Annotated in this window: 10 protein-coding genes; 4 read left to right on the plus strand and 6 right to left on the minus strand. The window is 43.6% G+C overall.

What is annotated here, in order from left to right:
* Positions 1-485: 485 nt before the first annotated feature.
* The 6 genes from RID09_RS02250 to RID09_RS02275 all read right to left on the minus strand — a co-directional run bounded on the left by RID09_RS02250 (position 486) and on the right by RID09_RS02275 (position 9,564).
* Entirely contained in the window at positions 486-3,167 is a 2,682-nt protein-coding gene (locus RID09_RS02250) for a DNA translocase FtsK (protein ID WP_446334328.1), read from the minus strand.
* A gap of 139 nt (positions 3,168-3,306) precedes the next feature.
* A complete protein-coding gene (locus tag RID09_RS02255; RefSeq protein WP_446334329.1) occupies positions 3,307-5,283 on the minus strand; it encodes an ATP-binding protein in 1,977 nt (658 codons plus the stop codon).
* 58 nt (positions 5,284-5,341) lie between these two features.
* Entirely contained in the window at positions 5,342-6,205 is an 864-nt protein-coding gene (locus RID09_RS02260) for a transcription factor RcaD (RefSeq protein ID WP_446334330.1), read from the minus strand.
* A 173-nt stretch (positions 6,206-6,378) separates the two neighbouring features.
* Positions 6,379-7,365, minus strand: a complete 987-nt coding sequence (locus tag RID09_RS02265; protein ID WP_446334331.1) for a glycosyltransferase family 2 protein — start codon at positions 7,363-7,365, stop codon at positions 6,379-6,381.
* A gap of 140 nt (positions 7,366-7,505) precedes the next feature.
* Complete coding sequence (locus RID09_RS02270) at positions 7,506-8,486, minus strand: glycosyltransferase (RefSeq protein WP_446334332.1); 981 nt, start codon at positions 8,484-8,486, stop codon at positions 7,506-7,508.
* 37 nt (positions 8,487-8,523) lie between these two features.
* Complete coding sequence (locus RID09_RS02275) at positions 8,524-9,564, minus strand: Npun_R2821/Npun_R2822 family protein (protein ID WP_446334333.1); 1,041 nt, start codon at positions 9,562-9,564, stop codon at positions 8,524-8,526.
* A gap of 165 nt (positions 9,565-9,729) precedes the next feature.
* Between RID09_RS02275 and RID09_RS02280 the strand changes: the two genes are divergently transcribed.
* From RID09_RS02280 to RID09_RS02295, 4 genes are all read left to right on the plus strand, one after another.
* Positions 9,730-10,710 (plus strand): glycosyltransferase, encoded by a 981-nt coding sequence (locus tag RID09_RS02280; RefSeq protein WP_446334334.1) that lies wholly within the window; start codon positions 9,730-9,732, stop codon positions 10,708-10,710.
* Positions 10,711-11,606: 896 nt separating this feature from the next.
* The gene (locus RID09_RS02285) at positions 11,607-12,539 is read left to right on the plus strand and encodes a glycosyltransferase family 2 protein (protein ID WP_446334335.1); all 933 of its coding nucleotides are present in this window, start codon (positions 11,607-11,609) and stop codon (positions 12,537-12,539) included.
* 191 nt (positions 12,540-12,730) lie between these two features.
* A complete protein-coding gene (locus RID09_RS02290; RefSeq protein ID WP_446334353.1) occupies positions 12,731-13,690 on the plus strand; it encodes a GDP-mannose 4,6-dehydratase in 960 nt (319 codons plus the stop codon).
* 202 nt (positions 13,691-13,892) lie between these two features.
* Positions 13,893-15,110, plus strand: a complete 1,218-nt coding sequence (locus RID09_RS02295; RefSeq protein ID WP_446334336.1) for a glycosyltransferase family 4 protein — start codon at positions 13,893-13,895, stop codon at positions 15,108-15,110.
* Positions 15,111-15,483 lie beyond the last annotated feature (373 nt).

A 15,483-nucleotide genomic window follows, 5' to 3' on the forward strand; every position in this document is an offset into this window, starting at 1 on the left:
ACTGTTTAACTTTTTGGTTCTAGAGCAGTAGACTGGCTATCGCATCTACTGGTAGGTCTTTAACACTTGCCGATAACGTAGTGCGCTTAGCACTTAGGCTGGTAAGCACAGCTTTAACTTACTTGGCTAAAGCTCCGTGTCTTTAGACCGGGGTTGCTTACGGTTGTATTGACGATGGTTATATCATACTCTAATCTGCCTTCTACGGTGGTTTATGAAGTAGGTTAGTTGAGGCGGGTTTAGTCGCATCTGGGTCAAAAATAAACTTTGTCGCACTACTATATAGGTATCAGTAAACCTCAAGTTATGTCCGTGCAAAGTATAATAGTGAATCCTCAGTTAGAATAACTAAGATTAAATACCTAAGTTAGTCGGGGCGGGTTTAGTTACTTATGGGTCAAAAAGAAACGATAATAGTAAAACCCGCCCCTACAGTCTCGCACTCCCTCTGCTACCTGGAGCGTTAAAAAAATATAATTTCTCCTTCACAATTCAATCCTTTGGGCAAATAAACTCTGTAACCGCTGCAACTTCGCCCCAACTTTATAAAGTAAATCTCCTTTCCCCAAAAGATAAGCCGCTTCCGATTGTCTCCCGCCTAAAATAATCTCGGAATCCGCTTCACTAGCTGTCCGCAACGCCACTCGCCCCGGCAAATTTGAACGGATAATCGGAGTAACCACTCTCGCTTCTGGGCGTTGAGTAGCAATAATTAAATGGATACCCGCCGCTCTCGCCATTGAACCTAATCGTTTGATACTCAATTCTAAAGCATTACGGATATCTCTTTCGGTCATAAAGTCAGCATATTCGTCAAAGATACAGACAAGACGAGGTAAAGGTGAATTATGTCGTTGATTATAAGCATCAAGGTGAGAACATCCGGCTTGCTCAAATCGCTGATAACGCCGTTCCATTTCTGTGACTAAACTTTCCATCAACGCGATCGCATCTTCGCTATCCTTGACGATAGGAGCGTACAACCAGGGGATTTGCGCGAATTCGGGAAAGGTGACACGCTTAGGATCAACCAGGGCGATTTTAAGCTGTTGGGGCGAATGGCGATAGAGTAAGGATAGCAGCAGCGATCGCAAAAATTCACTCTTCCCGCTTCCAGTTGTTCCCCCCACCAAAAAGTGACAGGTATTCGCATCCGATAAGTCGGCTTCGACGAGTTTCCCATCTAAATCCACACCAATGGCAATTTTTACGGGGGCATGGGCTGATGGCGTCCGGGATGTGATATAATTCTCAAGCCGCGCCACTTGTCGATCTGGACGCGGTAAATCGACGCTAACATAGCCAGGTTGCGGCGCAATCAGGGGAGGATGAGTAATCCCAAGTTGTACCTGTAAATCAGCCGATAATCTCAGCAACCTGTTAACCGTTACCCCCAGACTCGGTTTCAGTTTCACCCGAATAAAAGCTGGACCTACGGCGGTTCCCACGCAGGTAACGTCTATCTTAAAGGATTGTAACGTCTCGACTAACTGTTGCGCGATCGCATCACTGTTCGTAGTAAGCGCTTTAGCGCCATCACTGTTCGTAGTAAGCGCTTTAGCGCCATCACTGTTCGTAGTAAGCGCTTTAGCGCCATCAGCCTTTGTCGTAGACACTTCAGCACCATCAGCCTTTGTCGTAGACACTTCAGCACCATCAAAAATCCCCTCATCTTCCCCTTTCCTAGGCTGTGTATCTGTACTCGTGACTTCAAAGTACGTTTGACAGGTTTCCTGTTGAGGACAGATATCACACAAGTGAGTATTCGACGTGAGCGGCGGCGGATTTGAATGAGTCTGTTGCCAACTCACCCAGTCCTGCATTTGCTGTAACTTATGGGGAATCAACTCATGGACAGCTATTTCCAACTGTTCCCACGAATACGCATACTCCTTAAACTCTGGGAGAACACAATACACCGCTGAATCAACTAGCACCCCTTTCGTTTTTTGTAGCATATAACCATAAAGTGCCACTTGAGCTAACTGCGCGGATGGGTCAACGGGTTCGTAGGTTTTATAATCAATTAAACAGAGACGATTGCGTTCAAAATTAAACACTAAACTATCAAATCTGCCTGTCACTTCCTGGGATGTACCATTAGGTAGACTAAAGTGATAACTAAGCTTATTCTCTTCTAAAATAAAGGTTTGCTTAATAACCATTTGATGCAGACAATAGCGGCGATTCGCTACTAATAATTCGACCCAACGCTGAATTAGAGCGGTTAAGCCTTGCCACAGTTTTGGCAATACTGTTGCCATTTCGGGATGGGATTCGATGTAGGGAAAAAATACACGTTGATAAAATAACTGCTGCATCTTCGTGGCGACATCTTCGATATTTAATTGATCCGCCGCAGGTTCTAATAAGTCGGAAAACTGGGAATCTTCTTGAGCCAGTTGGATAAACTGTTGTGCTAAGGTGTGAAAAGCAGTGCCAATTCCGATAGATTGACCGGGTGGAATAAAGAGAGTGTTGCTATTAAAATGTTGTTTTAAATAGAATAAGCGCGGACATTCAAACGCCACGCGCACTTTGGTTGCACTGAAGGGAGGATGTTCTGATGTCTTTGTTCGCCGCTTTGGTGTCATCGCTACTGGGGTTGGGATAGGCTGCTGTTTTAATTGTAATAAATGGCGATGGACATGAGCCAAATAAACTGTGTCCATTTTGGCATAGTGCAGTTGTTTGGGGGTGAGGGGGCGCTGTCCCCAATCACTGTTTTGTTCGGTTTTATCAACCTTGGTGAAGTGACAGAGTTCAACAGCGAGGGTTTTGAGTTGTTTGTTGGAGACTTGCAGGGGATTTTGGCGGGAATTTCTGGTGAGTTTCCGGACGAGTTTGAAGGTACAGGTGATATTTTGGGCTTGTTGGCTCCCGCCGAGAAATCTTAGATCAAAGCTGGCGTTGTGAAATACTTTCTCTATGTTGGGGTTAACCATAATCTGAGTGACGAAATCCCTGACGATATCGGGGTTATCGAGGACATCGAAGATATAGGCGCGATCGCCGGTTCTGTCTGTGGGATCTGCTAATATTTGAATTAGGGAGAGTCTGGGGTTTGATGTTTGCCAGTCGGCGACTTCTGTGTCTAGCCAGAGAATTGGATAGGTGGCGAGTTGGGATATAGTTTGGCGGATTTCATTGGGGGTGGTGAGGTACATGGGAGGATTTTTTTAAACGCAGAGTAACGCAGAGGTAGGCGCAGAGGGCGCAGAGGGGTAAGTGAGGTTTATTGTTGCTCGTTTTGGGTTAGAAATGTTGACGTTGCTGACGACGAGTTTTGAGTCAGGATTATTTAAGTTAGGGGGATGTGTTGTTTTTGGTTGGGGGTTTCCAGCAGACGGATTGATCTTGGGGTTTGGCGTCAGGGGGGATGAGGGTGATTTGGTTTTCTTGACAGAGTGTCTGAATTTGCTGATTGATTTGGGATTCATCGATATGGGAGAAGTCTTGCATGGTTAAATCAACTAATTTTTGCCGTCCAATCATAAATTGGGTTTTGACGAGGTTTAATATAAAGTCTTTGATTTTTCCTAAATCGGGATCAGGATCAGTAATGGGTTTAGATACAAGTCCTAAGTCTTGTAACAATGGACAATTCTGTAAAACGTGAGAGTCTCGAATCAATTTTTCTAACGTAGGGAGATCGAGGGTTTGTTGGTGAATGACTAATTCCCCAGCACCGGCGGAGTTGACTAAAAGCTGATAGGTTCTCAGATAATGGATAGAGTCGAGATGGGGGGTAAGATGACGATGCGGTGAGCCGTTGAAGAGTTTTTTGAATAGTTTATATCCTTTATTCTTGGCTTGACCCAGTTTTTCGGCTCGAACCAGAATCAGAGTATCACAACAGTTTTTTTTCAGGTCTTTTTCGCAGGCGTTCATCGCTGCATTGAAGCTTGTCATGTTGGGTTCTTCGTTCCAGAAAATTCCTAGTCGTTCAGTTTTATCGGGATGCTGATAACTGAAGGAATAACTACTATACTTAGCATGATTTAAAAGATGAGGGTCAGTGTTGATCTGCAAGGCGTTCATTGCCTGTTGCAACATTTGTGTCAGATCAACCGATGAAAATTGACGAATTCGCTCGACTTTTTGTTGGGTTTTGTGGAATTCTTTAAGCCAAATTAATTTAAAAGTGGCAACGGCATCTTCTATTGGTGGTTTATGACCTAATTTATGTTCAATAAATAATTCTCCGCCAAGTCCTAATACATTTCGCAAATTGGCTCTACCCCCAGGAAATTTTTGCTCCAATGCTTGTTTCTGGAGAGGATAAAGGGGAGAGTCGGGTTTAGGAGTCGCTTGATCATGCAGGGAATAGAGTCGGGTTATCCACAGGGCTTCAGCTTGTTCAAGGTTTATTGATTTTAGACGAACTTGTTTTTCAATTCCGGCTAAATCGGATTGTTCGAGACGTTCTTTACTCACCTTCCATTGATTCGTTACAATGCTGATAATAACCAGAATATTTTTAAGATATTGATTGTGGAACGTTCTATTAAGATTAAATAAGGATTGTAAGTTGGGAATTCCATCAGCAAACTTCGGTGTCATTTCCGCTTGATCGAAGCAGAGAACAATGGGTTTTGTCGATGCTGAAATTCTGCCAAAGTTGCCGATTATTCCCCGCGCGGCTTCTTCATTATCGATAGGCTGATTAACCCCTAATGCATTGAGGTCATCTCGATCTAAATTTTCTCCTCGCAACCAGTCACAAGCCAAAAAATATAAATCCTGATTCGTGAGACCATACAATACACCAAAGAAATCTCTTGCCTGATAAATACCCGAGGGATAAGTGCTTCTAAAATTGCGAATAAAAAGTCCCCGTTCCCCCAGGATCTTCTTAATCATGCTGCGATCTCGAAAGGCAGATAATCCTTTCAACCAAAGGATTAACTGAGAATCATTTTTGCCTTCCGGCTTTTTCATCAGACTATCTACCATTTCGCGCAACGTATGTCGCCAAATATGCTGATTATCTATCCAGGGAGCGATATAGATAAAAAAAGCGTAAGGGTTAAGCTTTTTCTTAAGACGTCCTAATAAATAACTTTTGCCTGAACCGGAATCTCCCTCAAGCAATACCGTTCGTGTATACTGATCTCTGATTACTAATCTGAGAAAATCAGTCACCTGATTAATTACTTCTTGGTGAATTGAATCAACCGTGGCAGTTGTTTGCTTGTCTGCTAACCAAAAGTTCCCCGTTCTAAAAGTCACGGGATCAAAGGGGTTGACTTCTCGTTTTATAATTTCATCAATAGTTACCATGATTATCTTTAGAAGTGATTACAAACGGAATTAGCGGGTATACTGAAGAAATTGTCTGCTAGTTGACGATTATAAAAAATAAAGATCCCCCAATTTCTTGAGGAATCCCAGCTTGAAGTTGTCCTGAGGTATAGTGCATCGCCTCAACTAATGAACTCAACTCAATTTTGTCTTCCCGTTGCAGGCGATAGAGGGCTTGATCTAAGTCATCCCTCGATAAGGGCGGTTGTAATTTTTGACGCAGATGAAAAATGGGTAAATAATTGTCGGTTCCTAATTCTTTATCTAACTGCTGAATCAGTTGTAAAATTTCTGTATCTGTTGGTTTCCGGGTCAGTGCAGGTTCTGAACTCAACGAAGGTTTGGGTTGGGTGACAGTTACAGACGGATTCACTTGACTCGGAAGTGATTTTCGCAAAAACAGCAGATAATTCCCCAGCAGTTCTAAACTAATCACTGGATTTGTGCCTTTTTTCGGGATATAATCCTCTCGTAGCTGATCGAGTCCGCGCTGAGTCATCCACACTTCAGCCTTTTGGCGTTTCAGTTGTTTTTCTACTTCAATCCATCCCCGTTCATCGAAGCGTTGTAAGATAGCATCGCGTTCGGCTGACTTCAACGAGTTGACATCGATTTTACTGGGTTTGACTTTTCCCGACGCTTTACCAATGCTATTGAGTACCTTAAGTTCACTGGGAGAGAGGGGAACTTGATCCGGTTCCACATTCAACAGAGCGCGACCGGGTGGTAAAATTTTAACCGATGCGATTTCACGGGAGAAATCGAGCCAACCCCGGGTTTCTAAATCGCGGACAAGTTTGTTTTTGCCTTTGATACTATTGAATGGTTTTGCCGACAGTGGAGAACGGTAGTCCGGACATCCTAGCAGTTTCAGGAGAAATTTTAGCTCCTTGGTTTCCATGGAAATGCTTAACCTCATCTATCGTTAATTCTACTTTAGCTTGAGGGGTGATCGCAACGGCAAGGGTATCAACGTCTTCATCAGTTAGGTTTGTAGTCAGCACGAAGCGTGCTAGCAGCGCTGAAGCGCTTACTACAAACTGTGCGATCGCACTCTCCATTCCCCAGAAAGGCTTAACCCACTTCTCGCACCTGATCGGTATAATCTTTTGGACGCATTTGACGAAACACCTGCAACGCCGCATGGCGTAAACTTAGGGGTAAATAGGACAAAATTACTCCCAATTGCGCTTTCCGAGAACTGCCAATCACTTCCGTTACATCTTGCAACATTTGGCGTCCCTGAACCGTATCCCCATTTTCAATTAACCGTAATCCCAAAGCTTCTTTTGTCCAAGCTAATTTTTGTATCCTTAGTTTCTCTAATTCCTGATCCGGAAATCGATAACTATCAATACAAAAAACCTTAGCCTTGAGAAAATGCAAATTCTGTCTTAAACTCGTCTGTCCCCCATGGAAACGATACTCCATCAAATACTCTGGCAAAAAATACCCCTGCTTCTGCGCGATCGCTAACCGTACCAGTAAATCAAAATCCTCGCAACCATCGGCTGCTGGGCGCATATAGTCCACATCCTGCAAACAGGCGCGACGAAACAACGTCGAACCCACCTGCAAACTCTGATATTGAAAGGTTTGTCGCATTAAATCAGGAATTATTCCCGGCTTCAGCTTATCCTTTCCCCATTTCGCCGCATTCTCTTTCGTCGCTGACTCCACCCGATTTCCATGTTTATCAATAACCCAGTGATTCGTACAGACAAAATCAACACTGGGTTCTGCATCTAATACTGCCACCGTTTTTTCTAGAAACTCCGGCGTTAGGGCATCATCATCATCAAATTTGATAAAATAATTACCCTGTGCGGCATCAAATCCAGAACGCATATTTTTACTGCGCCCAATATTATTATCATGGCGAATATAGCGAATCCTGGAATCATCCCACTGACTGACAACTGTCGGCGTCTCATCAGTTGAACCATCGTCGCAAATAATTAATTCAAAATCTTTATAGGTTTGACTCAGAACACTATTAACCGAATTAACCAGATAGTTGGCACGGTTGTAAGTAGGAATACAAACACTAACTTTAGACATAATAGATTCGGTAGGGGAATAGGAACTAGGCTACAGGGAATAGCTTGAGCAGAGGCATCTGAGTTTTGCCCGGTTACAAATCACTCTTTTATCCTTCGTAACATGGCTAACCTGATGCCAAGCCATTTTTTGCCATTCATTTAAATACTATTGAGGACATCAACAATTCTGCGCCGAAAAAAACTATCATTCTGTTGATACCAATCACGAGCATTATCGCCTAATCTTTTTTTTGTCATGTAATCCATTCCTAAAACGTCGTTTATTTTTTGTTCTAATGCCTGGGAATCCACGTAATAATTGATCCCCAAACACTGGGGATTTGCCAGAGAATAATCCACTAAAATCCCTCTATCTGCTGCGATCAACTCATTCATCGGTGGTGCATTGGTCGTAATTACTACTGAACGACAGCTCATCGCTTCGGCAATCAAATGACCAAAACCTTCCGCTTCTGAAGGACACAGGTGAATACCATGACTGTTCTGATATTCCCTTAATACTGTATCATCCAGATAATGAGTAATATACTCAATATTAGTTGTACTCATTGAGTCAGGCTCTTGCCAATTCCGCCGGATAGTTAGGGGGGGCCACTCTGGATGATGCCGCCATAGGTTGATAATTGTATTTGTGCCTTTTTGAGCGCTTTTACCTGCCAGATGGAAAAACTTATCACAATTTTTGCTGGATTGAGGGTTGAATTGGTCAAGACTGGTAAAGCCAATAAATTTAGTTTGGCAGCCTAATTTGTCAAAAATGGCTTGGGCGAATTTAGTTTTACAAAGGATGTAGTCAAACTGATTTAAAAAAGGACGCCACTCGTCTCGGAACCATTCCTGATTTGGGATTAAACAGTTGAGGCGAGCATAAGGAAACCAAGAGGGGATAACATACTCCAAAAACAGGTTAATATCATAGGGGGGATTTTTGTTGCTCAATTCCCTAGTAAACCGCTCGACATAGGTTGATAGACGCTGAATTTTATGGTCAAGTGTAGGTTTGCCGACTTCAAAAACAGTAACTTTGAAATTAGACTTTTGCAAGACTTCAGTGAGAATACGTGCGTCCCGACTTAAACCAAACTTATTATCTACCATTATTATATTGACACGCTTCATAGTCAATCCAGTAAGTTAAATAATCGATTGATATAGATTATAATCGCTTTTGAAATAAACGATAAAGTTTAACTTTTATCATTTTTGTCATTTGATTAAGCTTGTTTTTTTGTTCTTTTAGCCAGTTTGGAGAGGTCAGTGTTTTTGGTTTTTGCTGAGGATCTTGCCGAAAACGGTACTCTAAAAATATATCCTGATACGGAATTCTTACATTTTCACCTTGACTCAGACGCGCAAAATATTGATGAGAATAGTTCATATAATGAATTCGGTGAATAGGTTTTAATCCTTGTGCATTATAAAGAATGCCATCAATATTAACAAAGGAATCAGCATCAGCACAGTTCCCTGTTCGCTCTTGGGGATTATCACTGAGGGTAAAGTTAAACAATGAATAATCACACCGGAGTGTCATATAATTAAACAAGTTGACTTCCCCCCACCAGTCATTCCCATTTATCCATTTAACTTCCTGCTGTTCAATTAATAGTTTCTTTAGTCGCTCAATTGTATGAACATCAAAAAAGCCTCGTTTAGAAGCAAAGAAACTCCCGCAATGAAGTTTGGGGCGAATATCGGCTTCTGAGTACCGACCAGAGGCTTCAATAACAGAAATATTTAAAGCTGTTACAGGATTCGGCTTTCTGTGTTCCCAATCATCAAATACAAAGTCATACTGATCGAGCTTTTTAAACACAGTGTCGAGGGATTTCATTGCCAGACTGTCAGCATCATAGAATACAAACTTGTCAAAATCACCATCAAACGCGGCAAATTTTCTCTGTAAATGACCACCATACCAGTGAGGACGTTTGACATACTTTTGACCTGCCCGAGGATGTGCCGCCCAAACCTGATGTGCAAAGGCTTCCCAACGTTGAATAGAGTCCCAATTATCAAACAGGGTGACGTTAGCTCTAGCGTCTAATTCTTCCTGCACTCGATTAAGTTGAGTATCATAGGGAATAACGCAAACAGGAATATCTGGACTCACATTTGCCTCAATGCTATTGAGTAAGCCAACGAGTTGGTCATATACAGCATCATTAGCTAAGGTATAAATACCCATGCATTGCATACAGGAACATCCAACGTTTTAGGTTTTCCCCAAAGCTTAACTCATTCCAGTAAAATGCCAGGGCGGCTAGAGCAACGGATTATGCAGGAGAATATAACCGATGGCGAGAGTGGTGACATCAACCCTAAGACATAAGACAAATAACAACCTACTTAGCTTAATCAGATGACTCTTGATCGCACCACCGATAGCCAACCTCATCCCTCCTTTGTCCCCAAGGTATCCGTCATTGTTCCCATCTACAACGGTGCAGCCGACATACCCGACTTAATCCAGTGTCTATTGTGCCAAACGTACCCCAAGGATCAGGTAAAATACCTACTCGTAGACAATAATAGCCGCGATCGCACACCTGAGATACTGCAACAAGCCGCTCAAGACGCCAAAGCTCAAGGTATCACGCTTCACCCCCTCAGCGAAAACCAGATTCAAAGTTCCTACGCGGCTCGCAATACAGGCATAAAAGCATCCACTGGTGAAATTCTAGCCTTTACCGATGCCGATTGTCGCCCCATTCCCCAGTGGTTGAGTCTCTTGGTTCAACCCTTTACCAATCCCCAAATCGGATTAGTCGTGGGGGAAATTTCCGCCCTACCCGGTAAAAATTGGCTCGAAAAACATGCTGAACGTCAAGGAACCTTAAGCCAAAAACATACCATAGAACACTCTTTTTGCCCCTACGGTCAAACCGCTAATTTAGCCATTCGTCGCCAAGCATTACAAGAGGTAGGCTTATTCCGTCCCTACATGACAACGGGTGGAGATGCTGATATTTGTTGGCGAATTCAGCGCCAGACTCAATGGCAACTTAACTTTGCTAAAAAAGCCATTGTTCAACACCGCCACCGCGCCAACCTACGGGAATTCCGCAGCCAATGGCAACGCTATGGGCGCTCTAATAAATACTTACACGAACTGCACGGCGTCGAATTGCAACCAAAATTAACCTCAAAAAAATCTTTATATTTAATCAGTCGTTGGTTGCTCAAAGAATTACCAATAACTAGCGGACAAATTATTACAGGCAAAGCCTCCTTTGTGGATGTAATTAAGACTCCCATTAATCTGTACGGCGGCTGGTATCGTGACCTCGGGCAACGCCAAACTCAACTTGATGAAAAAGCGGATAAAATTGAGTGGTTGTGAAGAATTTTTTAATTTTGAAGCCTGTAGGGGCTGGTTTTACCATTATCGTTACTTGCCACCCAGATGTGACTAAACCCGCCCCCTCTGAATGACAGCTTGACACTCACGCGGTTAAAACGCGGGTGATTCTTGGGCTGATCTTGCCTTAGGTCATCCGCTCACCAAGTTGAGTGGTTTTCCCTTGGTCTGGAGAGAGCATACTTGAGCCTTTTTAACTCACTCCTCAAGCTTAAATTTCCGTGTGTCCCACGGTATCCCAATGCCTTCACAGGTCTTACATGATTAAAATGTATCGAGATTTATCGAATTCTCGCTTTAACCTTTCTTACTTTACAAGATTTAGGATTTCTGCTACCAGGGTTCCGGATACTAAGAAATAAAAATCCGCTAGACCAACTTCGCTTTTTATGTGCGCTTTACCGCTACTATTAGTATAACACAGCGAGAAAGGAGAAAAGCAACTAAAGTTGCTAGGCTAAACGCCGAGGGGCAATTGAGCTTGTCGAAATTCATTCGGTTTCATCCCTCGGATAAATCGCGAGGGAGCCTGCACCATCGCTTATCCTGTAACGCCTATTTGCCGATGTGCCGGATTCTTGTGTTACAACAGAGCTAAGGAGGTTGGTGGCAATAAACTTAACCGTATTAAGTTATGAAAATAAGCCTCAAACTCTTAAAAAGGACGTAGCTTGCTCCTCGCGAAGCGAGTTCTCCACCGTTAACTTTTATTGTGCCTACCTACTTATTTAGACTGAATGTCACTGACTGGTATGCTGGTGGGTTTCGACTTCGCAAGGGCCCACCCGACAGTATATCAAGGGTTTTGATGCTCCCAAAATGTAAATTTTCAGTACCATTCTATTTAGACTCCCTAGCGACGACTCACCCCGATAGTTATGCCAACGCCTCAGATTGCTGCGATTATCTGTACTCACAACCGAGATGCTTACTTAGGCGCTGCCATCGATAGCCTATTAGCCCAAGATTGTGATAATTTTTTAGTTGTAGTGGTCGATAACGCCTCTAGCGATCGCACTCGTGAGATTGTTGAAGCCCGAATCTCCCATCCCCAGCTAAAATACGTTTACGAACCCGTCATCGGTCTTTCCGTGGCACGCAATACCGGCGCAAAAGAAACCACTGCTCCTATTCTCGCCTATTTAGATGATGATGCCGTCGCTAGTCCCCAATGGCTGAGCGTTCTCCTAGATGCCTATCAACAGAATGACAAACTAGCAATAGCTGGTGGTAAAGTCACCCTAATCTGGCCCCCCGGCGTCGAACCCCCCAACTGGATATCCCCAGAACTCGCAGGCAATCTCGGACTTTATGATCTCGGAGATAGCGTAGTTTATATCAAAGAACCCGGTCTAACACCCCGAGGCTTAAACTACTCCATCCGGCGTACCTTCTTGGAACAAATTGGCGGCTTTGATCCCAATCTAGGGCGCAAAGGCAAAAAATTATTATCCAACGAAGAATTGTACATGACTGAACTCGCCCTCAAACAGGGCTGGCAAGTCGCCTATATCCCCGATGCTGTCGCCGCCCACAATGTTGCCCCAGAACGCCTCAAACGGAGCTGGTTTTTGCAGCGTGGCTGGTGGCAAGGGATTAGTGAATGTTACCGGGAAGAACTTGTTGGTCGAACAGGTATGGGTCAACTCGGACGCGGAGGAGAGCGAATTGTGCGCGGACTCTACAAATCAGCGAAATATTTTACCGACCCAGCTAAACGGTTTGATAATCTAGTTTATGCTTATGGGCAGATTGGTTACTTAAGTGCCGCCATTCAAGCTATGCTAATCAAACCCAAAGATGAGAGCTGAATTATGAGGGAACGGGGAACACAGGCGCACAGGAGCAATGTAGAGACGTGCCATAGCGTGTCTGTAGGGGCGGGTTTCACTACTATCGTTTCCTTTGCACCAGATGTAACTAAACCCGCCCTGACTGAGTGCGAGAGTGTTGACCCTTCGCTTCGCTCAAGGGAACCTAGTTTTGAATTGACAAATGACGAATCATGAAAAAAGCACTAATTTGCGGCGTATCGGGTCAAGATGGCGCTTATCTAGCTAAATTACTCCTCAATGAAGGTTATAGCGTCTGTGGTACGTCACGGGATGCTCAAATGTCGTCTTTTAAAAATCTAGTTTGTTTGGGTATCCGTGACCAAGTGAAACTAGAATCCGCCGCCCTCACCGATTTTCGCAGCGTTCTGCAAGTCCTGATGAAAAATAAACCGGATGAGGTCTATAACTTGGCGGGACAAAGTTCAGTGGGGTTATCTTTTGAGCAACCCGTAGAAACCCTAGAAAGTATTTCTATTGGTACGTTAAATCTTTTAGAAGCGATTCGTTTTACGGGTGAACCCATTAAATTTTATAATGCGGGTTCGAGTGAATGTTTTGGGGATATTGGTACAAAAGCGGCTGATGAAACAACCCCATTTCGCCCCAGAAGTCCTTATGCGGTGGCAAAATCAGCTGCCTTTTGGCAAGTTGCAAATTATCGGGAAGCTTACGGCTTGTTTGCTTGTTCGGGGATTCTTTTCAATCACGAGTCTCCCCTTAGACCCCAACGATTTGTGACACAAAAGATTGTTTCGGCAGTGTCTCGGATTGCCCAAGGTAGCCAAGAAAAGCTGTATCTGGGCAATGTTGACATTAAACGAGACTGGGGATGGGCGCCTGAATACGTCGAGGCGATGTATAAAATCTTGCAACAAGAGGAACCCGATGATTATGTGATTGCCACAGGAGAGAGTTACACTTTAGAAGAATTTGTGGTCGCGGCATTTGATTGCGTCGGTTTAAATTGGCAAGATTATGTAATAACGGATAGGAGTTTGTTCCGACCGACCGATTTAGCGGTCAGTCGTGGGAATCCTGCCAAAGCTAGAGAAAAACTCGGATGGCAAGCCCAGTATAAAATGCCTGATATTGTGCGGATGATGGTTGAAGAAAAAAGTAATAAGTAAAAAGTAATAAATTGTGAAATTTGTGTAGGGGCGGGTTTCACTATTATCGTTTCTAACCTCACAATGAATGTGACTAAACCCGCCCCGACCTAGTTTTGATTTTAAGAATTATTGGGCATATCGAAAATGAATTAAGTATGTAGACTGAACAGATAGCAATAGCGGTAACAAATGACCAATAACCAATGACTAATGACGAATAATGAAAATCCTCATGCTCTCTGCTACGTTCCCCTATCCCCCTACCCGAGGAGGAACCCAGGTTAGAACATTTAATTTACTCAAGCACCTGAGTGGGCTTCATGAAATTAGGTTACTGACTCAACGGGCGGATGATGTCACAGATACAGAAATCGAAGCGTTGCAAGAATGGGTGGCGGAATTAGTCGTATTTCCCCGTCCGGAAAAAACCCATTTAAAGGGTGGAGTAGGGGGAAAGTTACAGCGCTTTGGTCAGTTTTTACAGCAGGGGATTCCTCCCAGCGTCCTCTCGATTTATTCTCCACAACTACAAGATTGGGTTGATCAGTGTGTCAAGGAGAGTAAGGTTGATGTGATTACCTGCGAACATAGCGTTAACGAGATTTATGTGCGTCCGGAGTTTCGAGAACAACTGCGAACAGTTGTCAATGTCCACAGTTCGGTGTACGCCTCGTGCTGTAATCAGTTGCAAACGGGTACAAGTGAAAATCTCTGGCGCGATCGCTTGAATCTGCCTCTGCTTTATCGCTATGAACAGCGCTACTGTGCTAAATTTTCCCATATTGTGGTCACAACGGATGATGATCGCCAACAAATTCAGGCATTTAATCCCTCCAGTCAAATTGCCGTGATTCCCAATGGTGTAGACTTTAGCCAATTCCCTTATCGAACTGTTGATCCCGGTGGACATCGCTTGACTTTTATCGGCGCGATGGATAATTTAGCCAATATTGATGCAGTGACGTTCTTAAGTTTAGAGGTATTCCCCACCATTCAACAACGGTATCCAGACACAACCTTAAGCCTAGTTGGCGCACGTCCAACCTCTGATGTATTGGCGCTGGGAAATCGTCCTGGGATTACGGTAACGGGACAGGTTCCTTCTATGGCAGACTACTTACATCAAGCCACGGTATGCGTTGTCTCCATGCGAACGGGGTATGGGATCAAGAACAAAACCCTAGAGGCAATGGCTGCGGGCGTACCTGTGGTAGGGAGCGATCGCGGCTTGGAAGGACTTGAGGTTGATAGTCCCCATGTACCACTAAGAGCATTGAGGGCAAACTCGGTTTCCGAGTATGTCGATGCTGTGACTCGCCTATTTGAAGAGTCTCAACTGAGACAGCAATTGTCACAAAATGGACGCCAGTTTATTGAGAATCATTATACATGGGAGCGAGCTGCCCAGCTTTATGAACAAGTCATTTATGGAAAGTGAACCACCTACCCCAAATACCCGTGCATGGGGGCATCACTCTTGCGCCCTTGATTCAATTAGGGCAGAAGGGATTGATAGAGTAGTGAGAACAGCACAGCCTACACAAAGCGCCAACATCTTGAGGGGCGTACAAATAGATTTAATTTTCGCGTAAAGATATCCGCCTCAAGAAATGAGCAATCAATAATTTGTGATCAAAAATTAACAATAAATTATCTATATAAATAATTTATGATTAAAATCTGAAAATGCTTATATAATCAGGTAAAGCTGTTTGATGAAATAGATATAATCCATTAGGAAAATTTAATAAATGCCATCTCAATTCATCATTAATCCCGATAAAACCGAATTTATGACTATTTTAGCGGGA

This window comes from Coleofasciculus sp. G1-WW12-02, from assembly GCF_040219735.1.
Lineage (GTDB): Bacteria > Cyanobacteriota > Cyanobacteriia > Cyanobacteriales > Coleofasciculaceae > Coleofasciculus.

Bases quoted from the DNA above. Each gene is read 5' to 3' on its own strand.
- RID09_RS02250 (WP_446334328.1), bottom strand. From the start codon at position 3,167: ATGTACCTCACCACCCCCAATGAAATCCGCCAAACTATATCCCAACTC.
- RID09_RS02255 (WP_446334329.1), bottom strand. From the start codon at position 5,283: ATGGTAACTATTGATGAAATTATAAAACGAGAAGTCAACCCCTTTGAT.
- RID09_RS02260 (WP_446334330.1), bottom strand. From the start codon at position 6,205: ATGGAAACCAAGGAGCTAAAATTTCTCCTGAAACTGCTAGGATGTCCG.
- RID09_RS02265 (WP_446334331.1), bottom strand. From the start codon at position 7,365: ATGTCTAAAGTTAGTGTTTGTATTCCTACTTACAACCGTGCCAACTAT.
- RID09_RS02270 (WP_446334332.1), bottom strand. From the start codon at position 8,486: ATGAAGCGTGTCAATATAATAATGGTAGATAATAAGTTTGGTTTAAGT.
- RID09_RS02275 (WP_446334333.1), bottom strand. From the start codon at position 9,564: ATGCAATGCATGGGTATTTATACCTTAGCTAATGATGCTGTATATGAC.
- RID09_RS02280 (WP_446334334.1), top strand. From the start codon at position 9,730: ATGACTCTTGATCGCACCACCGATAGCCAACCTCATCCCTCCTTTGTC.
- RID09_RS02285 (WP_446334335.1), top strand. From the start codon at position 11,607: ATGCCAACGCCTCAGATTGCTGCGATTATCTGTACTCACAACCGAGAT.
- RID09_RS02295 (WP_446334336.1), top strand. From the start codon at position 13,893: ATGAAAATCCTCATGCTCTCTGCTACGTTCCCCTATCCCCCTACCCGA.